The sequence below is a fragment of the Mesorhizobium sp. M0808 genome (genome assembly GCF_040320025.1).
In the GTDB taxonomy this organism is placed as follows: Bacteria; Pseudomonadota; Alphaproteobacteria; order Rhizobiales; family Rhizobiaceae; genus Mesorhizobium.
On the sequence record NZ_JAMYOX010000010.1, the window covers coordinates 47,788 to 66,676 of the forward strand.

20 protein-coding genes and 1 pseudogene are annotated in these 18,889 nt (G+C 59.7%); 17 read left to right on the forward strand and 4 right to left on the reverse strand.

What is annotated here, in order from left to right; all coding sequences use genetic code 11:
• Positions 1-30 precede the first annotated feature (30 nt).
• From NKI25_RS14685 to NKI25_RS14715, 7 genes are all read left to right on the forward strand, one after another.
• Positions 31-432, forward strand: a complete 402-nt coding sequence (locus tag NKI25_RS14685) for a cupin domain-containing protein (protein WP_352455791.1) — start codon at positions 31-33, stop codon at positions 430-432.
• Between the two features lie 51 nt (positions 433-483).
• Positions 484-1,131 (forward strand): HD domain-containing protein, encoded by a 648-nt coding sequence (locus NKI25_RS14690; protein ID WP_352455792.1) that lies wholly within the window; start codon positions 484-486, stop codon positions 1,129-1,131.
• A gap of 266 nt (positions 1,132-1,397) precedes the next feature.
• Positions 1,398-1,919 carry a carboxymuconolactone decarboxylase family protein gene (locus NKI25_RS14695; protein ID WP_352592499.1) on the forward strand — a complete coding sequence of 174 codons (522 nt, stop codon included), beginning with the start codon at positions 1,398-1,400 and terminating at the stop codon, positions 1,917-1,919.
• Positions 1,920-2,056: 137 nt separating this feature from the next.
• Positions 2,057-2,494 (forward strand): CBS domain-containing protein, encoded by a 438-nt coding sequence (locus NKI25_RS14700; protein WP_352592502.1) that lies wholly within the window; start codon positions 2,057-2,059, stop codon positions 2,492-2,494.
• A 128-nt stretch (positions 2,495-2,622) separates the two neighbouring features.
• On the forward strand, positions 2,623-3,357 hold the full coding sequence (locus tag NKI25_RS14705) for a sensor histidine kinase (RefSeq protein WP_352592505.1): 735 nt from the start codon (positions 2,623-2,625) through the stop codon (positions 3,355-3,357).
• A 54-nt stretch (positions 3,358-3,411) separates the two neighbouring features.
• Positions 3,412-3,693 carry a GNAT family N-acetyltransferase gene (locus NKI25_RS14710; RefSeq protein WP_023674211.1) on the forward strand — a complete coding sequence of 94 codons (282 nt, stop codon included), beginning with the start codon at positions 3,412-3,414 and terminating at the stop codon, positions 3,691-3,693.
• A gap of 41 nt (positions 3,694-3,734) precedes the next feature.
• A complete protein-coding gene (locus tag NKI25_RS14715) occupies positions 3,735-4,166 on the forward strand; it encodes a DUF1810 domain-containing protein (RefSeq protein ID WP_352592508.1) in 432 nt (143 codons plus the stop codon).
• 67 nt (positions 4,167-4,233) lie between these two features.
• Here NKI25_RS14715 and NKI25_RS36445 read toward each other — a convergent pair.
• From NKI25_RS36445 to petA, 4 genes and pseudogenes are all read right to left on the reverse strand, one after another.
• Positions 4,234-4,959, reverse strand: a pseudogene (locus tag NKI25_RS36445) (pirin family protein).
• A 26-nt stretch (positions 4,960-4,985) separates the two neighbouring features.
• Positions 4,986-6,503 (reverse strand): mechanosensitive ion channel family protein, encoded by a 1,518-nt coding sequence (locus NKI25_RS14730; RefSeq protein WP_352622866.1) that lies wholly within the window; start codon positions 6,501-6,503, stop codon positions 4,986-4,988.
• A gap of 23 nt (positions 6,504-6,526) precedes the next feature.
• A complete protein-coding gene (locus tag NKI25_RS14735) occupies positions 6,527-7,822 on the reverse strand; it encodes a cytochrome b (protein WP_352622865.1) in 1,296 nt (431 codons plus the stop codon).
• A gap of 16 nt (positions 7,823-7,838) precedes the next feature.
• The gene (gene petA / locus NKI25_RS14740; protein ID WP_352592517.1) at positions 7,839-8,315 is read right to left on the reverse strand and encodes a ubiquinol-cytochrome c reductase iron-sulfur subunit; all 477 of its coding nucleotides are present in this window, start codon (positions 8,313-8,315) and stop codon (positions 7,839-7,841) included.
• 464 nt (positions 8,316-8,779) lie between these two features.
• Here petA and NKI25_RS14745 point away from each other — a divergent pair, with 464 nt between their 5' ends.
• The 10 genes from NKI25_RS14745 (at position 8,780) to NKI25_RS14790 (ending at position 18,877) form a co-directional block, all read left to right on the forward strand.
• Entirely contained in the window at positions 8,780-9,364 is a 585-nt protein-coding gene (locus NKI25_RS14745) for a glutathione binding-like protein (RefSeq protein WP_352592520.1), read from the forward strand.
• Between the two features lie 338 nt (positions 9,365-9,702).
• On the forward strand, positions 9,703-10,758 hold the full coding sequence (locus NKI25_RS14750) for an alpha/beta fold hydrolase (protein ID WP_352998640.1): 1,056 nt from the start codon (positions 9,703-9,705) through the stop codon (positions 10,756-10,758).
• A 182-nt stretch (positions 10,759-10,940) separates the two neighbouring features.
• A complete protein-coding gene (dgoD, locus tag NKI25_RS14755) occupies positions 10,941-12,113 on the forward strand; it encodes a galactonate dehydratase (RefSeq protein ID WP_352592526.1) in 1,173 nt (390 codons plus the stop codon).
• 5 nt (positions 12,114-12,118) lie between these two features.
• Entirely contained in the window at positions 12,119-12,895 is a 777-nt protein-coding gene (locus NKI25_RS14760; RefSeq protein WP_352592529.1) for an SDR family oxidoreductase, read from the forward strand.
• Between the two features lie 30 nt (positions 12,896-12,925).
• A complete protein-coding gene (locus tag NKI25_RS14765) occupies positions 12,926-13,909 on the forward strand; it encodes a substrate-binding domain-containing protein (protein ID WP_023674245.1) in 984 nt (327 codons plus the stop codon).
• A 97-nt stretch (positions 13,910-14,006) separates the two neighbouring features.
• Positions 14,007-15,527, forward strand: a complete 1,521-nt coding sequence (locus tag NKI25_RS14770; RefSeq protein ID WP_352592536.1) for a sugar ABC transporter ATP-binding protein — start codon at positions 14,007-14,009, stop codon at positions 15,525-15,527.
• Between the two features lie 53 nt (positions 15,528-15,580).
• Complete coding sequence (locus tag NKI25_RS14775) at positions 15,581-16,525, forward strand: ABC transporter permease (protein WP_352592539.1); 945 nt, start codon at positions 15,581-15,583, stop codon at positions 16,523-16,525.
• A gap of 2 nt (positions 16,526-16,527) precedes the next feature.
• Positions 16,528-17,328 (forward strand): FadR/GntR family transcriptional regulator, encoded by an 801-nt coding sequence (locus NKI25_RS14780; protein WP_245274602.1) that lies wholly within the window; start codon positions 16,528-16,530, stop codon positions 17,326-17,328.
• 5 nt (positions 17,329-17,333) lie between these two features.
• Positions 17,334-18,209: an aldose 1-epimerase gene (locus tag NKI25_RS14785; protein WP_352592545.1), complete on the forward strand. Its 876-nt coding sequence runs from the start codon at positions 17,334-17,336 to the stop codon at positions 18,207-18,209.
• 203 nt (positions 18,210-18,412) lie between these two features.
• Positions 18,413-18,877, forward strand: coding sequence for a cupin domain-containing protein (locus NKI25_RS14790; RefSeq protein ID WP_352592548.1), 465 nt, complete (start codon positions 18,413-18,415; stop codon positions 18,875-18,877).
• Positions 18,878-18,889: the final 12 nt, after the last annotated feature.

An 18,889-nucleotide genomic window follows, 5' to 3' on the forward strand; every position in this document is an offset into this window, starting at 1 on the left:
CCCGCCATTCGCACAACAAGGAGACCAGACATGATCAAAACACTTCTCTGCGCCGCGCTCACCTCCGCTTCCGTCACCGCAGCAATGGCCAATGACGCCGCCAACGTAAAGCTTGTCTACGACCAGGCTCTTCCAAACGTGCCCGGCAAGAGCATGAAAGCCGTGCTCGTCGAGTACGCGCCTGGGGGTACGTCGCCGGCTCATACCCATCCCAAATCCGCGTTCATCTATGCCACGGTCCTGGAGGGGGCGATCCGAAGCCAGGTCAACGACGGGCCGGTGAAGACTTATCGCGCCGGCGAGAGTTTCTCGGAATTCCCTGGCGACCGTCATGCCGTCAGCGAAAACGCCAGCAAGACGGAAGGCGCTCGTCTGCTTGCTATTTTCGTCGTCGACACCAGCGAGACGGAACTTACGACGAACGCGAAATGAAATCGTAGCCCCCGGGACCATCGGGGCGTACGCGAAGGGACGGTCAGTGACATGAATTCGATCGCCATCCGCACACTTGCGGGGATTTTGGTCCCCGATACTCCGCTTGTTGGCCGAGCGATCGAACATGCCCGCCAGCGATGTGAACCCTACCTGTTCAACCACGTGGTCCGATCCTGGCTTTTCGCGGCCCGGATCGGACAGATTCAGAATATCCAGCACGACGCGGAGGTTGTTGCCGTTGCAACCCTGTTGCATGACGTCACGCTCAATGAGGACTTCGCCGGGCCGCGCCGTTTCGAAGTGGAAGGCGCCGATCTTGCCCGCACCTTCGTTCGGGAGGGCGGCTTCGACGAGCGGCGCGCCCAATTGATCTGGGACAGCGTCGCCCTCAACTCGACGCCGTCAATCGGCCTCTACAAGGAGGCTGAGGTGGCGCTTTGCACAGCCGGCATCTGTCTCGATGTCGTCGGCTTGCAATACAGCCTCATTTCGTCAGCCGAGATTGCAAAGATCATCGGTGAGTTTCCACGCCTCCAAATGAAGCGACGGATGACGCGATGCTTTTGCCATATCGCAGAGGTCAGGCCGGAAACCACCTACGACAACTTTGCCCGGGACTTCGGCGAGCGCTTTGTTTCAGGCTACAAGGCGACTTCGGCAGTTGATCTTGTGATGAACGCTCCCTTCGAAGAGTGAACGCAGTTTCGATCCAGGTTCTATCGACACCGGTCGGTTCAGCCTCGCCCTTCAAGTGACCCAAACGCTGTGCGCCCGTCGCATGCCTGCGCCAAAGCGAATTGCCGAGGGCAGCGGTCAGGTGCCAATTTCCACCTCCTATACTTCGGTTTAGGCGCCCCAACCCAATCGAGTGGCAATACATATCATCGGCACGATAGCAACAGTTCGTCTCACCGGTCATCCTTACGCTGCAATGGATTGCAAACACCTCAAGGAGATAAGTAATGAATATTGCAGCGTCACCGGTCGCTCCGAAAGGAAAAGCCGTCGCCCAACGCGCGAGTTATGCCGAGCAGTCGCCGGAACTTCTGAAGAAATTTATTGAATTTCTTGGTGCGACGCGAGAGGGGTCGATCGAAGAACCGATCCGCGACCTTGTTGCAGTCCGAGCCGCGCAGGTGAACGGGTGCACCTTCTGCCTTGATATGCACGTCAAACAGGCGAAGATTCATGGCGAGCGCGAACTGCGCCTTTACCACCTGGCAGCCTGGCGGGATTCGACCTTGTTCGTTCCTCGCGAGCGTGCAGCCCTGGCATGGACGGAAGTCTTGACCAAGCTGCCCGAGCAGGGTGTCCCCGACGAGATCTACGATCGGGTCAGGTCACAGCTTTCCGAGAAGGAAATTTCCGATCTGACCTTCGTTGTCATGGCGGTCAATTCTTGGAACCGTCTGAACATCGGCTTCAAACCCGTCCCGGGCTCGGGGGATGCGAAGTTTGGCCTGAGCAAAGCAGCACTGAGCTAATCTTTGGAACGGGTCAGAATGGCGCTTGTTTGCGCGCCATTCTGACCGGCCAGGCGAAGGCGCCGAGCTCGGCGACCAACACTGGAACCGATCTCAGCCTCCCGGCCGCGGCCGCGAGGCGCTCTCAGGAGGGCGTCATGCGCATTGACAGTCTGCATCCAGTAATATCGGCCCGTCTCATGGTGATTGATGTCGACGCTCCACTCCGCAGTGCAGCACTCTCACTTTCCGGGCCCGCAATAGGCCTGGTCGTGGTGTGCCACGGCAGTGGGGAGGCGGCAGGCGTGCTGAGCAAGTCCGACCTTGTCCGCCATCTGGCGAATTCAGGGCCAACAGAAGCGCCGATTGCGGCATTGATGAGCACGTCCATCGTGTCCTGTGGTCCCGATGACGACCTTCATTCAGTCTGGCAGACCATGGCCGCGCAAGGCCTTCAGAATGTGCCGGTGCTAGGGGCTGACTCGAAACCGCTAGGCGTCCTCGATATCCGTGATGCGATGAAGGCGCTTTTCAAACAAGAGGAACTGCAGGAACGGCTGCTTGCCAACTACATCAGCGGGATCGGCTATCAATAGAGCTTGGTCTATCGTTTGGATATACAGAAGTATGTATCGGAGGCGTCTTAGATATAATTGACAATAAATGCCGTAAATTATAGCGTATTGAAGCAAATGGGTGTCGACTGAGCCAACGGGGTTATGAAATGTTTCGTCCGGACATAAAAGAAGATGTCTTCGACGGCCCGCCCGATGGTCTTGGAAGTGGTATGTCCGTGCAAATGTCGACGGCCGGCATCGTCCATGACCTCGGCAATCTCATTCAGGTCGCCTCGTCGGCGTTGAACCACCTGGCCCGCGATCCGAGCATCCAAGCGACTCCGGCGCTTGGGCCTGTAATTGCCGGCGCCAAAACGGCTTTGGAACGGGCTGGGGACCTTGTCCGGCAAACCATCAGCCTGGCTCGAGAGAGCCACGCGGAAATCGAATACACAAACGTAGATGCTTGCCTGGCTGAGATCGAAACCCTCGTGCGGAGCGCCTTGGATGCCAATTTCGGTCTTGAGCTTCGGGTTGGGTCCGACCTGCCTTTGGTGAGATGCGATCGCTTTGGGTTGCAAAATGCGGTTCTGAACCTTCTGTTCAACGCGCGCGATGCAATGCCTGACGGCGGTTTCATCTCGATCGATGCCGGCTTGGCCTCTGAAAGCTCTACCGCCGGTCAGGTAGATATCCGTGTCGCGGATAACGGTATCGGGATGACCAGCGAGACAATGGTCTGCGCCTTCGATCCGTTCTTCACCACCAAAAGCGAAGGCCTCGGCGGCGTCGGTTTGCCGATGGTGAAGCGCTTTGTCGAGCAGTCAGGCGGAAGCATCGACCTTCAGAGCACGCTCGGGGCAGGCACGACCGTCACTCTGCGGTTGCCTGCGGTGCGATAGCGGCCGGCCAATCTCCCCCCGGTGACAGACGTGACATACAATCGAGAGATAGAGATGGATGCACAAGTCGTTGAAAACGTCCAACAGCACCGTTTCGAGTTGCCGATCGCCGGCGATATGTTTGCGGCGGCCTACTATCGGCTCGAGGGCGGGCAGGTCGCGCTGATACACACCGAAGTCCCGTCGGAATTTTCCGGACAAGGGATCGCGTCGCGATTGGCCCAAGGGACCTTCGAACTGCTCCGCAAAACCGGCCGTAAAGCGATCTTGAAATGTCCCTTCATGAGCCGCTTTTTCGCCAAGCACCCGGACTATGCAGATGTCGTCGACGGCTAGTCAGGGCACCAATGTTGAGGGTTTCCCAAGGATCTATCCAAATGCCTGACGAGTATGATTTGCAGAGGTTCGTCAGCGCACAGGATCCGGTCTACGACGACGCGCTGGCCATTCTACGTCGAGGGATGATGTGCACTCCCTATATGGAGTTCATCTTCCCAAGGTTGGCCACCAGGCGAAGCGGTACTGCGCCTGAGCCATATGCAATCACATCGCTCGACGAAGCCAGCGCCTATCTGTCATTTCCGATCCTTGGAGGCCGTTATCGGGAATGCGTTGGCACCCTGCAGCGGCTCTCCGGCCTAAGCGCTCGCGCTGTCTTCGGTGACGTTGATGCGAAGAAGTTGCACGCGTCCCTGACGCTGTTTTCCGAAGCAAGCAACGACGAGTTCCTCCTCGAGACAATCTTCGACGTCTGGTTCGACGGTTTGCTCGATGAGGAAACGATGAACGATCTCTACTTGATGTCGTAGTGGTCTGCCTGCGCCACCCGGCGTCAAGCTGTCGCGGCGCTGAGGTCACCATCCGCTGCCTTATCCCTCACATGCTGCCATCCGGCAGAGGCATGAGCTCGTGCTCTCCCGGCACGCCGGGGAAGCGGCGTTCGCGCCAATCCGCCTTTGCCTGCTCGATCCGTTCGGCTGAAGAGGAGACGAAGTTACAATAGATATGACGTGGCTCGGCCAGGGGCTCACCTCCTATCAGCATCAGTCTCGCCGCATGGAAGGCAGGCGCCTGGAGCACAATCTCAACGCCGCGCGCCAGAGCTACTAATTCGGCTCATGAAACGTACCGAGCTGGCCGACAATTCCAACCTCACCGGCGACGATGTAGATCGCACGCTCACGGTGTTCGGGTTTCACCTGGTAGCGCGCACCGCTCGTGAGCACAATTTCGGCATAGACCATGTCGGAGAACGTCCGGTGGCGTGCGCTCGGAATGAACGATGCCCGACCCGGCCGTCATCCAGTTGGCCTCGCCAGGACGGATGGTCTGCACTTTACCCAAATTGTCGCGATGGACGATCTCGCCATCGATCAGGTAGGTCACGGCCGCAACGCCGATATGCGGATGCGGTCCCATATCGAAACCGTGACCTGCGTCGAACATAGCGGGGCCGAAATGGTCGAACAGGATGAAGGGCCCGATCATCAGGCGATTCGAGGACGGCAATACGCGCCTTATCTTCAGTCCGTCCGCAAAATCACGGATAGCCGGCTGGATGAGTGTATCGATGCCTGTGATATCGCTTTGGCGGATGGTCATGGATCTCTGTCCTTCTGCATGCCTTATCAGCCAGGTGCTCGAACGCGCTTGAACGGAGCGGCGCGAAAGACTGTCTGAATGGCTTTGAGGAGCGCGAATTTGGAGCCCGCGTGGTGCTGTCCGGCGATGCCGCTTTCATTAAGAGCCGACACCCTCATCGACAGGATCGCGGCAAGATCTTCGGCCATTTCGGGCCTGTCGTGCAGCAGCGGCGCAAAGTTTTCCTGGTCTATCTCGTAAACCGTGATGGGGGTCATTGCCCGCAAACTTGACATCTCGCCAATGCCGGCGAGCAAGCCGGTCTCGCCGAAGAAATCGCCAGGTGCAAGCCGGCCGATCTCCTGCAGTTGATCATCGCCCTCGCCAATTTGCCGGACGATGACTCCCGTCCGTACGATCATAAGCGACGGCAGCATCTCTCCCTGTCGTGCGATGATTTCGCCCTTATGGTAGGTGCGAACCGAGGCCGCTTTGGCGAGCGACTCCTGCTCGGTATCCGTTAGCGCCGAGAATACCGGTATGGAATTGATGAGTTCGATCGGGGTGAAGCCATGGGAGGCCGCCATCTCGTGGCCCGGCCGGTTGGTCATGGCAATCGAGCCCGAAAATGGCTCCGCCAGCAGCATGCCGGTCGACTTTGAATGGCGATAAATGAGATCGAAGATTTCGTTCCGAGCGGCACTTCGCTGGTCGATACTTGCGACGCGAAAAAACAACTCGATCTCGATAGCTGCGGCATCCAGGCTTCTGATGGTGACCGAAGGCGAAGGCTCCTGGAGGATTGAATTGCAGCTCAGCAAGACAGTGCGCATGAGCTCTACGATGATCGCCGGCGTCTTCGTTGGCGCCACCTTGACGGTTACGGCAAGTCCATGGCTCTCGTCCGGACCGCTTAGATTTGTTACCCCGATCTTGGCGAGAAGGCTGTTTGGCAGCGCCACGACATTGTGGGTCGGGGTCAGAAGTTGGGTCGACCGCCAGTTGGTCTCGACAACGCGGCCTTCGGTTCCGTCGCCTAGAATGATCCAGTTTCCAAGCACGTAAGGGCGGCCGAGGTTAAGCGCGATCGCCGAAAATACGTCACCAAGCGTATTCTGGAGCGCCAGTCCCAGGATGACGGCAAACACGCCCGACGTGGCAATGAGCGTTCCGACCGGCACTGCAAAGACAAACGCCAGGATCGACAGGAACATTCCAGCGTAGACGACACCGACCACGACGTCCTGCAGGAGACGTGCCTCGCGCGGCTTTCGCTCGAAGACGAGATAGATACGGACAAATCCGATTAGCGCCCAGGCAAGGTGAACCCACCAGAGCAGCTTGACCGAGCCGATGAGGATCGCTCCTCCGGTTGTCTCGTTGTCCCCTGCGGTCTCGTATGGCACGACGCGCAGGTCGAGAACCATGGCCGACATGGCGAGGAAAAAGCCGAGTTGGACGACCAGCTTCGCATTGGCGAAGCGTCTGGGGATGAGGGACCAAACGACGATCCCGGCGAGGCCGAGCAACACGATGTAGACCAGAGGAGAGTTCCACCAGCTCATGAACGATCCCCGCGATGCCAAGTTCAATGTTTGGTCTCCGGCCCGGCGATCGGGCCTCTGCCGCTGGCCTTGTCTTTTTCAAGAACTGCTTCGGTGATCGAATTCGGCAGCCGTCGCGGCTTTTCGATCAGCCCGAGCACCGGCATGGCGATAATGAAGAACGCAAAATAGTAAAGCGTCGCCAGTTGGGACATGACGACGTATGCGCCTTCCGCCGGCCGGGAGCCGAGCCAGCCGAGAAAGAGGGCATTGGCAACGAACAGCCAGAAGAGCACCCTGTACCAGGGCCGATAGACCGCCGAGCGCACCTTCGAGGTGTCGAGCCACGGCACCAGGAACAGCACCGCGATCGAGCCGAACATCGCGAGCACGCCGCCGAGCTTGGAATCGATGGGCCCGATATTGAAGGTGATGGCCCGCAGGATCGCGTAAAACGGCAGGAAGTACCATTCCGGGACGATGTGGGCCGGCGTCTTCAGCGGATTGGCGATGCTGCTATTGTCGGGATGGCCGAGGTAGTTCGGCAGGTAGAAAACGAAATAGGCGAAGAAGAACAGGAACACGAGGATGCCGAAGGCATCTTTGACGGTGGCATAGGGCGTGAAGTCCACGACATCAGTTTTCGATTTGACCTCGATGCCGGTCGGATTGTTCTGGCCGACGACGTGAAGCGCCCAGATATGCAAGGTCACCACGCCCGCAAGCACAAATGGCAGCAGGTAATGCAGCGCAAAGAAGCGGTTCAGCGTCGGATTGTCGACCGCGAACCCGCCGAGCAAAAGCTGCTGGAGCCAGTCGCCGATCAGTGGGACGGCGGTGAAGAAGTTGGTGATGACAGTAGCGCCCCAGAACGACATCTGTCCCCAAGGCAGCACGTAGCCCATGAAGGCCGTCGCCATCATCAGCAGGAGGTTGGTGCAACCGAGCACCCACAGCAGCTCACGCGGCGCCTTGTACGAACCATAGTAGAGCCCGCGGCAGATGTGGAGGTAGACGGCAATGAAGAAGAACGACGCGCCGTTGGAATGGAGGTAGCGCAGCAGCCAGCCCGAATTCACGTCGCGCATGATCTGCTCGACCGAGTTGAAGGCCAGCCCCGTATCAGGGGCGTAATGCATCGCCAGCACGATGCCGGTCAGGATCTGTGAAACCAGCATGATCGTGAGAATACCGCCGAACGTATAGGCGTAGTTCAGGTTGCGCGGCACCGGATAGACGATGAAGCTGTCATAGACCAGCCGCGGCAGCGGCAGGCGGGCATCGAACCAACGTTCGATTCTGGTTTTGGGCGTATAGGTCGAGTGTTTGTCGCCGCTCATCGAAATGCCCCCTGCCTCAGCCGATACGGATCTTGGTGTCGGAAATGAACTGGAACACCGGCACCGCCATGTTCTCCGGCGCCGGCCCCTTCCGGACGCGGCCGGCGGTGTCGTATTGCGAACCATGGCAGGGGCAGAACCAGCCGTCGAAATCGCCTTCCTGACCATGCGGGATGCAGCCGAGATGGGTGCAGACCTGGATCATCACCACCCAGGCTTCCTTGCCCGGCATAGTTCGATTGGCGTCGGTTGCCGGCGCATCGGCCGGCAGGTTGGCGTTGCGGGCAATTGGATCCTTGAGCTCGGCGAGACTGACTGCCTGGCCGTCCTTCCTCTCTTTTTCGGTGCGGTTGCGCACGACCACCGGCTTGCCGTGCCAGTCGACGATCAGCGACGTTCCCGGCGTCAGCGAGGAGACGTCGACCTCGATCGCGGCGGGCGCTTCGACGCGCAATGTGTGCTCGGCTGTGGGGGTTTCGGAAAGGTCGGCCATGATGGCGACTCCTATTGTTGGAAGCTGCGTCATCGCGTTGGTGGCAATCGAGCAAAAGCAGGCCACGGCTTTCGCCTTTCCAGTCTGCTCACGTCGCGTGAAATATGCCGGCCGTGGCCGGGTGTGAGCCATCGTGCCAACGGCACGTGCGTCCAATACTTTCGTTTAGGATTTCCTGAGCGAAGGACTGGCAGGGCTGGCGATGATGCCATCATGGAAGGTTCTGGATTCCTCCAGATAAACGTTGGCCACTGAGCTGGCATACGCCCCGGCATTGCGCACGGCGATCCCGAACTTCAGCCCGACCATACCTCGGCATAGGCACGCCTGGCTGTCGGTGTCGTAGTCGTCGTCTCCGCCAAGTGCGAGTTTCTGGAGCGGTTGTCTCGCGTGGCGCGGGGCAGGTTTTCCGCCGGGCGACGACCAATTGCGGGATTCAATCGGGTTTAGAAAAGGGAAAAGCGGTGAAACTCTACTACAGCCCTCTCGCCTGCAGCCTGGCGGACCACATCGCTCTGGAAGAGGCCGGTGTTCCCTTCGAGCGCGAAAGTGTGAACCTCAAGACCAAACGGACAGGCTCCGGGGATGATTTCACTACCGTCACGCGCAAGGGCTACGTTCCAGCCCTCGTGCTGGATAGCGGCGAAACGCTGACGGAAAATATCGCCGTCCTCGACTGGATTGCGTCGCAATACCCGCCACTGGGAGTGGCGGGGCCGTTGGGCCGTACCCGCCTTCTCGAAGCGCTGACCTACGTCTCAACTGAAATACACCGAAGCTTCAAGCCGATGTGGCACCAAAGCAGCGATGCCGAAAAGGCCAAGGCGAGCGCGACGATTACGAGCCAACTCGAGTTCTTCGCTGACGGGCTCGAGACCGACTATCTGTTCGGCGACAAACCCAGCGTCGCGGATTTTTATCTTTTCGTGATGCTGCTTTGGGCGGCCCGCTTCCACGTCCCTGTTCCCGCGCCTTTGCAAGCCCTTCGCGTCCGAATGGCTGCCCGACCGGCCGTGCGCATCGCAATGGATCGTGAGGGCCTCGTCTGAAGCCGAGGGCGACTTCGAGCATAAGATCAGATGCAACATATCCTCTCGCCCAAACAGAAGATCAGGAGTCATTCTCATGCTGCCGTTCCTGCGGATGCTACATCCAGCCGCTTCCAAGCGCGGGGATGGCCTACGTCTCGAATTTCTCCGGAGGGAAATCGAGGAAACGCTGGACCTTACCGACGTTCAGTCAGAGCTCGCCGCACTGCCCCCTGGCCGAGTGGTTGCAATACTGGATTCGCCGCAGTCACCGTCGAAATAAGCGCAATATTTCCTGTCGGCCGATGCAGCGGCCGGTCTAGTTGTTCCCGCTTGTTGGTCATCATAGAGGCTTCATCATGAATGCGAGTAAGGCTCCCGACACGGTCGATCATCGCCGCCGGCGCATTGTCGGTGCGACAGCAATGACGTTCGCCGCCACCGAACTCGGCTTGAGCGCGCCGGCAGCCACTTGGATGGTCGAGGCGAGGGCGTCCGCGACGCAAGCCAGGCCGGAATCATTCGGCTCGCTCAGACAGGTCAATGCCGAAAAACTGAGCGTCGGATATGCGGAGCTGGGGCCTGCCGAAGGTGCTCCAGTGATCCTGCTTCATGGCTGGCCCTATGACATTCACACCTACACCGACGTCGCTCCTCTGCTTGCCGCAAAGGGGTACCGCGTGATTGTGCCCTACCTGCGCGGCTACGGCACTACGCGATTCCTGTCGGACGAGACGATGCGCAATGGCCAGCAGTCGGCGCTCGCCGCGGATACGATCGCCCTGATGGATGCGCTGGGGATCGAAAAGGCCACGATCGCCGGCTGCGACTGGGGCGCCCGAACGGCCAATGTCGTTGCCGCGCTCTGGCCTGAGCGTTGCAAGGCGATCGTCTCGGTGAGCGGCTATCTCATCGGAAATCAGCAGGTCGGCATGGTGCCGCTGGCACCGGAGGCGGAGCTTCAATGGTGGTATCAGTATTACTTCGCCACGGATCGCGGCCGCGCCGGCTACGAGAAATACACGCGCGATTTCGCCAAACTCATCTGGCAACTCGCTTCGCCGCAGTGGAATTTCGACGATGAAATCTTCCAGCGCAGCGCCGCAGCCTTGGACAACCCGGATCACGTCAGCATCGTCATTCACAATTTCCGCTGGAGGCTCGGCCTGGCACAGGGCGAGCCGGAATATGACGGTCTGGAAAACCGGCTGGCCGAAGCTCCCGTGATCACAGTGCCGACCATTACCCTTGAGGGTGATGCCAATGGCGCACCCCATCCCGACAGCAGTTCCTACGCCAAGAAATTCTCGGGCAGATACACGCACCGGATCATCACCGGCGGTATCGGCCACAACTTGCCTCAAGAAAGCCCGCAAGCCTTTGCCCAGGCTGTCATCGACGTTGACGAATACTGATCAGGCAAGCTGAGTGAGCTGCTGATGCCTGCGCTGGATGGGCGGCGAGGACATGATGGTTGCGAGCTGAACATCGAGGCGCGGCCTTGCTCCACATCGACGTTGCGCTTGACTCGTCCATATTATCCATAATAAATCATACATATCGCCTTCAAAAAAAGGCGGCAGGTCTGGGAGGACCAATGAAAATTACGGCCATCAAGGCGCGCGTCTGCAATGCGGAAATGCGCAACTGGGTTTTCGTCCGGGTCGAAACCGACGAGCCCGGGCTGTTTGGCTGGGGTGAGGCAACGCTGGAATGGAAGACCCGAGCCGTCGTTGGGGCGCTTCAGGACCTTGAGGCCCTGCTCATCGGGCAGGATCCGCGCAACGTGGAGCAGTGCTACCAGATACTTACGCGCCACGGATTTTGGCGTCTTGGCGTCGAGGGAATGTCTGCCGTCAGCGGCATTGAGATCGCGCTCTGGGACATCCTGGGCAAATCATTGGGAGTCCCCGTCTGGCGCCTTCTGGGCGGACAGGTTCGCGACTATCTGCGCACCTACACGCATCTCGGCCTCGGAGACATGAAGGCGGTCTATGAGACCGGATCCGCGGACGCGATCGTGGAACGCGGACGCATCGTGACGCAGGCAGGCTACGACGCTGTCAAGGTCGTCTGCATTCCCTACACCCACTACGTATCGCCTGCGAAAGCCGTTGATTCTGTCGCCAACATGGTTGGCTCACTTCGCGAGGCCATAGGTCCGGACATCGGCATCATGGTCGATTTCCATGGACGCCCTGCATCCGTTAACGCTGCGATGGATTACCTCAAGGCAATCGAGCCGGCCCGCATCATGTTCGCGGAAGAACCCGTGCCGCCCGAAGATGTTGCCGGACTGGCGCATATCACGGCGCGATCGGCCGTGCCGATCGCTTCCGGCGAGCGGCTGATCGGACGTCGCGAATTCACGCACTCGATCGCAGCCCGTGCCTTCAACATTGCCCAGCCTGATATCTGCCACACTGGCGGTCTGCTGGAGACAAAGAAGATCGCGGCCATGGCGGAAACGGCAGGCATCGGCCTTGCGCCGCACAACCCGCTCGGTCCGATCGCTGGCGTCGCTGCTCTTCACTTCGGCATATCGACGCCAAACGTCGTCATTCAGGAGGAGATGTCCGGTGCCGTCGCCTGGTACGACGAGGTCGTTACCTGGCCAATTCGGCGTAAACCAGGCCGCTGGGACTTGCCCGAACTGCCGGGCCTTGGCGTCACCGTCAATGAGGACGTGATCGCGCGTCACCCCTTTGAGCAGGAAGTGCTGCATGCCCGCAATGCCGTCATGCCGGACGGCACCGTGGTTGACTGGTGAATGCAATGGCAGGCCGGCTGCAAGGAAAGGTCGCAATCGTCACGGGCGCCGGCCAAGGCATAGGTGCCGCCACCGCCCGGGCTTTTGCGATGCATGGGGCAAAGACCGTCATTGCTGAACTGAATGCGGCAAGCGGGAAAGCGGTCGCCGACAAATTGCGGGCCCAGGGCGCGGACGCCCTGTTCATCGAGACGGACGTCACCGACGCATCCGCAGTCGCGGACATGATCGCGCGGACGATCACGGCCTATGGCGGCGTCGACGTTCTCGTCAACAATGCCGGCGCCAACGTCTTCTACGAACCATTGATGATGCCGGATGAGGAATGGGAGCGCTGCCTCAAGCTCGACCTCCAGGCCGCGTGGTTCTGCGCCAAGGCGGTTTTGCCGACGATGCTGGCGAAGGGCTCGGGGTCCATCGTCAACATAGCGAGCTGTCACGCCTTCCAGATCATTCCCCATACGTTCCCGTATCCGGTCGCCAAGCATGCACTTTTGGGCCTGACCCGTTCGCTGGCCATCGAATATGCCGCACGCGGTATCCGGGTGAACGCGATCGCCCCCGGCTATATCGAGACGCCAATCGCGGAAGCCTACTGGAACACATTCCCGAACCCCGCCGAGGAGAAGCGGCGAGCCTACGACCTCCATCCGCCCAAGCGAATTGGCCGGCCGGACGAGGTTGCAATGACGGCGGTTTTCCTCGCTTCGGACGAAGCGCCGTTCATAAATGCCGAGACGATCACCATCGATGGTGGGCGCTCGGTTCTCTACCACGACTAGCAACCACCATTGAGCTCAGGGAGGATCTTCATGAAAACCACAACAAAGGCTTTGGCGACATTTGCGGTACTGGCTGCCGGACTGATGAGTGGCGCAGCAAGCGCAGACGACATCAAGATCGGCTACATCAACAAGATGGGAGACCATCCATGGTTTGTCGCCGAAGTCGGCGGCGCCAAGAAAGCGGCTGAGGCGGCAGGGGCCGCGTTCGTGTCGCAGGACGTTCAGTTCGACGCCAATTTGACGATCACGACCTTCGATACGATGGTCGGCGATGGCGTGAAAGGCATCGCCATCGTCGTCCCCGACAAGGCGCTGGGACCGGTCATCGCTGAGAAAGCAAAGGCCGCAAAAATTCCCTTGGTGGCGGTGGACGACGATATCTACTACCAGGATGGCACCCAGGTCCCCTATGTCGGCATGAATGCTTACAATATCGGTGCGCGGGTGGGCGAAGAGCTTGCCAAGCTCTACAAGGCTGAAGGCTGGGCGGGCAAAGAGGTGCGCATCGCCTCGATCGAGGACCGCAAGGCCGATACCTGCATGCAGCGCAACAAGGGCGCGGAAGAAGCGTTCCTGAAGGCGGTGCCCGATTTCAAGCCGGGCAGCATCGTTCGCGTCCCCTACGACAATACGATGGTCAACGCCATCGATGTGATGACCACCACATTGACGGCCAATCCCAGCGTCACGAACTGGATATTCTATTCATGCAACGATGACGGCGTGCTGGGTGGTGCGCGAGCACTGGAGAATGCCGGCTATTCCGCAGACCAGGGCATGGGGATCGGCATCGACGGCAGCCGCGCCTGCGATGCCTTCGGATCCGGAAAGCCCTCGGCGTTCCGTGGTACGATGTGGCTCAATTCGGAAAATCATGGCGCGCTGGCGGTGAAGATTCTCTTGGCCTCCATCAAGGACGGAACCAAGCTTCCCGTTCAATCCTTCACTGACCCGGAATACATCACCGCCGACAATTTTGCGTCGGACTACAAAGCGAAGCTCTGCCACTGAACCAGATATGCGTCATGCGCCGCAGTGCGCATGACGCTCTTTGGGCCGGCAGTTCGTCGGCGGGCACACGGGATCGATCCTCGGGAGTGAGCTTTTGATGCAATCGGATTTCTTCTCGCTCGACAGGATATCGAAGCGCTTCGGCGTCGTGCAGGCGCTCGACAATGTCTCGATTGCCTTTCGGCCAGGAGAGGTGCTTGCCCTGGTTGGCGAGAATGGCGCCGGCAAGTCGACAATGATGCGAATTCTCGAGGGCGTGTTCGCACCGGACACCGGCACCGTGCTGCATGGCTCCACGCCGATCGTTTTCAGCGAACCGCGCGACAGCCACAGAGCCGGAATACGGGTCATCCATCAGGAGCCGGAGATCGTTCCGAACCTGACCGTGGCCGAGAACATTTTCGTCGGCGAACTGCCGCGGCTGGCAGGCGTCCTGCTCGACTGGCACAAGCTCGAGGACCAGACCGATAAGGTGCTTGCGACCTTCGGCATGCAGCAGGATATGCGGCCGCGGCAACTTTGCAGCACGCTCGGTCCGGCACAGCGTCAGATGATCGAAATCATGCGCGCCATACGTGCCGGCGGCCGGCTGATCGCATTTGATGAGCCGACCTCGTCACTGACCGACGACGAAGCGCGCCGTCTGTTTTCAGTAATTCGCCGGCTGCGCGGCGAGGGCACTTCGATCGTCTACATCTCTCACAGGCTGAACGAGGTCATCGACCTTGCGGATCGCATTGTCGTCTTGCGGGACGGCCGGCTGGTCGATGATTCCCCCGCTGCCGGTGCCAGCGAGCAGACCATAGCCAAGCTCATGGTGGGCCGCGACATCGCCGATCTGTTTACGCGCGAGATGTGGCAATCGGGGCAACCGTTGCTGGAGGTGACAGGCCTGACCACCGACCACGTCACCGATGTGAGCCTCAAGGTCCGCCGCGGCGAGGTGCTCGGCATTGCCGGCCTTATGGGTGCGGGTCGATCCGAACTGGCAAAGGCGATTGTCGGCTATGATAGGCGCGTCGACGGAACCATAACGATGAATGGTGCGCCCGTTGGCCCTAACAGCCCGCATGCAGCGATCGTGGCCGGTATCGGCTTTGCCCCGGAAGACCGCAAGCACGAGGCGCTGCTGTTGTTCCGAAGCATTCTTGATAACGCCTCGCTTTGCGTGCCCGACAGAACGTCGACCTTCGGCTTCTTCAACCGGCGCAAGGCACTGGAGATCGTCTCACCGCTTGCAGCAAAGATGTCGATCAAGGCGCCCAACCTCGACGAACAGGTTTCGAAATTATCGGGTGGCAACCAACAGAAGGTCGTTCTCGCGCGTTGGCTTGCGCGGCAGCCGATGCTTCTCATCCTCGACGAGCCGACCCGCGGCATCGACATCGGCGCCAAGGCGGAAATCTATCGCCTGATCGACGAACTCGCCGCCAGCGGCATCGGCATAATCCTGATTTCCTCGGAAATGCCGGAACTGATCGGGCTGGCTGACAGGGTGCTTGTTATGGCTGGAGGCCGGATCACGGCCGAACTTTCCCGCCCTGACATCGACGAGGCCACGATCCTGAGACATGCCATGCCTCAATCTGCAGCATCGCTTGGAGGACAAATTCAGTGAACAGCCTTGAGCTCAGGACAGCAACAACGCAAACCGGCAAAAGGCGCGCTTCCTTGCGCATCGCAGAGCGCATCGGCATTCACAACATAAGCCTTCTTGTTGCTCTCGCCATTCTCGTGCTCATTTTCGGCACCCTGAGAGGCGACGTGTTCTTCTCCAGCCGAAACCTGCTGAACATCGGTCTAGGCATTACCATCCTGGGCGTTCTGGCGATGAGCCAGACCGTGGTTATTGTCGCCGGAGGGCTCGATATTGCCGTCGGCGCAATTGTCGGTCTGACCACAGTATCGACGGCAATGGCCATCCAGGCCACCGGATCACCCGCCGCGGGCATTCTTGCCGGCCTGGTCCTGGGCGGTCTTGCCGGCCTCGTGAACGGCATCATCATCACCTATGGGCGGGTCAACGCTGTCATCGCGACTCTCGGTACGATGGCGATCTTCCGCGGCATCGCGTTCATCATGTCCGATGGGCAATCGATCGCGATTTTCAGCGACACTTTCCGCTTCATCGGGATCGGACGAATCCTCGGCCTGCCTCTGCTGATCTGGATTCTCTTGCTGACCGCGATCGTGTTCCATCTCTTCCTTGCCCGCTCGATCGTTGGCCGCAACATCTATGCCCTGGGCGGCAATCCCGTTGTCGCACGCTTCTCCGGCATCAACATCAACCGCTACCGCGTCGGCATCTATATCATGAGTGGAGTGGCGGCCGGATTGGCCGGGATTCTGTTGGCTGCCCGTACCGGCTCCGGGCAGCCAGTATCCGGATCCCAAGGCCTGGAACTCGAGGCCATCACAGCGGCCGTTCTGGGTGGCTGCGCCTTGCAGGGCGGCAAGGGCACGATCGTCGGCGCACTGCTGGGCGTCGCGATCATTGGCGTCCTCAACAACGGAATGATACTGACGTCCGTGCCAACCTTCTATCAGTTGCTTGCCAAGGGCTCGCTGCTGATACTTGCTGTGGTAATTGCCGAGTACCACTTGAACAGGACATGACGATGGACGCGGCGATCGCTTCGACTGGCCAAGGCAAGCAGGACATTCCTGCCGCAGATGGCACCACGTCATCGCTCAAGGATCGCATCGCACGCGATCTCGGACAGCGCATCCTCGCCGGCTCCTACGCCCAGCACTCCGTCCTGCCGACGGAAGCCGAACTTTGCGTTATCTACGGGGCGAGCCGCACCGCGCTTCGCGATGCTCTTCTGACGCTTTCGGCGAAAGGATTGATCGAGGCACGCAAGCGGGCCGGGACGCGTGTGCGCGTGTCGAGTGAATGGAACAGGCTGGATGCTCAGGTTCTGGAATGGATGCGCGATATCGAGCCCGATCTCGATTTCGTCCGCGGATTGATCGAGGCGCGGCTGGTCATTGAACCCGCTGCCGCCCAACTTGCGGCCAAGATGGCGACGTCAGGCGATCTCGCAGTCATCGAAGCGGCCTATGAAGCCATGCGCATTGCTCCGCAGGACGATCTCGCTGCGTGTCTCGATGCCGACGTCAGGTTTCATACCGCCATCCTTCGTGCCAGCCGCAACCCGGTGTTCGCCAATCTCGGCAATATGCTTGCGGCCGCCCTCAGCTTCTCCTTCCGCTTGACCACATCGGCCACCGCTAATTACCAGCAGACGCTGAGCGCGCATGGCGACGTGCTGGAGGCAATCCGGATGCGCAGGGCCGACGATGCACACGATCAGATGAAGGCGCTCATCGGGATCGCGTCGAACGACCTTCTTGCAGTGGCTCGCAAAGGCCGCCATCAACAGCCGATCGCCGCTGCCAAGGCCGATACCGTCTGAAGCGGATGGTCGGGACGATCAAGATCAGAAGCGGAGACCTGTCTGCTGAAATCGTCCCATCGCTTGGGGCAGGTCTTGCGAGGTTCGACTATGGGCGCGTGCCGCTCTTCAGGCCTTGGCCAAACGGCGGGAGCAGCAAACCGTTCGACCTTGCCTGCAACCTGCTTTTGCCATGGTCAAATCGCATCTCGGGCGGCGGCTTCATATTCGAGTCCAAATTCCACGAACTGCCTGCCAACGTCGCAGGCGAACCATTTCCAGTTCACGGCAATGGATTTTCGAGCGCGTGGAACGTCGACAGTCTGACGCAGGACAAAGCGAAGCTATCGCTCATCAGCAACGGACCCGGCCCATATCGATATCGCGCCGAGGTGAGCTACGCGCTGGCCGGGCAGGGGCTCGAGCTGAAGCTTCGCATCGTCAATCAGGCGCCGGTCAGGCTCCCGTTCGGGCTTGGCATCCATCCATGGTTCCCAAGAACGGCACGGACCACGCTTCATGCGCCGGCCTCGCAGGTTTGTCTCGAACTGCCCAGCCATCTCCCTGAACGGTTTGTCGATATCAAAACTCGTCCCGACTGGGATTTCGGCGCCCCGGCCGTATTGCCGAACGGATGGATAAACGATCTGTTTGCCGGTTGGAACGGCGTCGCTACCATATCGTGGCCGGAGCACAGTTGCAGCCTGCGGATTGAAGCTTCATCGCCCTTGAATTTCTACCTGGTCTATTCGCCATCGGACGAGAGCGACTTCTTCTGTTTTGAACCGGTCAGTCATACTGTCGATGCTCACAATCGTGGTTCGATCGACAAATGGAATGGACTGTCGGTGCTTGGGCCTGGCGAGAGCCTGGCAGCCCGTTGCAGCTTTGCCGTCAGTTAGGCGGACCTCTGCGGCGCCCTCGAATTGGCGGATGTCGGCCAGCATGTCCGGTGAGAACGAAGCCGGCTTTTCGTCCAAACGGAGCTTGGGAAGAGGGAACTCCGGCGACAGGGAACCCGTGAGCCAGGTCGACGTTTGCCGGATGTCGCTGCGCAGCTCGTCTGCTTGAGGGCCCACCAAATGTGCCTGGCAGGATTGGATCAATGACGGATGTTGAACCAAAAGAATTCGTGCTCGCAGGCATCGTCATGAAGCGACTGGTCTCCGGCGAACAGACGGGAGGCTTGTTGAGTCTCTTCGAAAACAGAAGCGACGGGCACACGAAAACGCCAATCCATGTTCATGCGAATGACGACGAGACGGTCTACGTCATCGAAGGGCACTTGACCGCAATTGTGGACGGCGAGGTCCGAACGCTCTCGCCCGGCGAGAGCATGTTTTTGAAGCGCGGCATCCCGCACCAGCTCATGAATCCCGGCAATCAGCCCGTTCGCTATATCCTGATAGACACGCCAAGTGTGTTCGAGCAGTTTCTCGCCGAAGGTGGCCATGAACGCAGCAAGGGAGAGGTGGTCGGGCCGCCGACGCCTGCCGATATCGAGCGGCTCAAAGTAGCCGCGCCGAAGTTTGGGATTACGCTTCTGCAGGACTGGCCGGCAAGAGAGTAGATGGCTTCGTGA

What these genes read in the sequence shown, in the direction of transcription:
- NKI25_RS14750 (WP_352998640.1), top strand. Translation starts at nt 9,703, where the DNA reads ATGAATGCGAGTAAGGCTCCCGACACGGTCGATCATCGCCGCCGGCGC.
- dgoD (WP_352592526.1), top strand. Translation starts at nt 10,941, where the DNA reads ATGAAAATTACGGCCATCAAGGCGCGCGTCTGCAATGCGGAAATGCGC.
- NKI25_RS14700 (WP_352592502.1), top strand. Translation starts at nt 2,057, where the DNA reads ATGCGCATTGACAGTCTGCATCCAGTAATATCGGCCCGTCTCATGGTG.
- NKI25_RS14770 (WP_352592536.1), top strand. Translation starts at nt 14,007, where the DNA reads ATGCAATCGGATTTCTTCTCGCTCGACAGGATATCGAAGCGCTTCGGC.
- NKI25_RS14710 (WP_023674211.1), top strand. Translation starts at nt 3,412, where the DNA reads ATGGATGCACAAGTCGTTGAAAACGTCCAACAGCACCGTTTCGAGTTG.
- NKI25_RS14735 (WP_352622865.1), bottom strand. Translation starts at nt 7,822, where the DNA reads ATGAGCGGCGACAAACACTCGACCTATACGCCCAAAACCAGAATCGAA.
- NKI25_RS14790 (WP_352592548.1), top strand. Translation starts at nt 18,413, where the DNA reads ATGACGGATGTTGAACCAAAAGAATTCGTGCTCGCAGGCATCGTCATG.
- NKI25_RS14685 (WP_352455791.1), top strand. Translation starts at nt 31, where the DNA reads ATGATCAAAACACTTCTCTGCGCCGCGCTCACCTCCGCTTCCGTCACC.
- petA (WP_352592517.1), bottom strand. Translation starts at nt 8,315, where the DNA reads ATGGCCGACCTTTCCGAAACCCCCACAGCCGAGCACACATTGCGCGTC.
- NKI25_RS14730 (WP_352622866.1), bottom strand. Translation starts at nt 6,503, where the DNA reads ATGAGCTGGTGGAACTCTCCTCTGGTCTACATCGTGTTGCTCGGCCTC.
- NKI25_RS14780 (WP_245274602.1), top strand. Translation starts at nt 16,528, where the DNA reads ATGGACGCGGCGATCGCTTCGACTGGCCAAGGCAAGCAGGACATTCCT.
- NKI25_RS14695 (WP_352592499.1), top strand. Translation starts at nt 1,398, where the DNA reads ATGAATATTGCAGCGTCACCGGTCGCTCCGAAAGGAAAAGCCGTCGCC.
- NKI25_RS14690 (WP_352455792.1), top strand. Translation starts at nt 484, where the DNA reads ATGAATTCGATCGCCATCCGCACACTTGCGGGGATTTTGGTCCCCGAT.
- NKI25_RS14705 (WP_352592505.1), top strand. Translation starts at nt 2,623, where the DNA reads ATGTTTCGTCCGGACATAAAAGAAGATGTCTTCGACGGCCCGCCCGAT.
- NKI25_RS14715 (WP_352592508.1), top strand. Translation starts at nt 3,735, where the DNA reads ATGCCTGACGAGTATGATTTGCAGAGGTTCGTCAGCGCACAGGATCCG.
- NKI25_RS14760 (WP_352592529.1), top strand. Translation starts at nt 12,119, where the DNA reads ATGGCAGGCCGGCTGCAAGGAAAGGTCGCAATCGTCACGGGCGCCGGC.
- NKI25_RS14785 (WP_352592545.1), top strand. Translation starts at nt 17,334, where the DNA reads ATGGTCGGGACGATCAAGATCAGAAGCGGAGACCTGTCTGCTGAAATC.
- NKI25_RS14765 (WP_023674245.1), top strand. Translation starts at nt 12,926, where the DNA reads ATGAAAACCACAACAAAGGCTTTGGCGACATTTGCGGTACTGGCTGCC.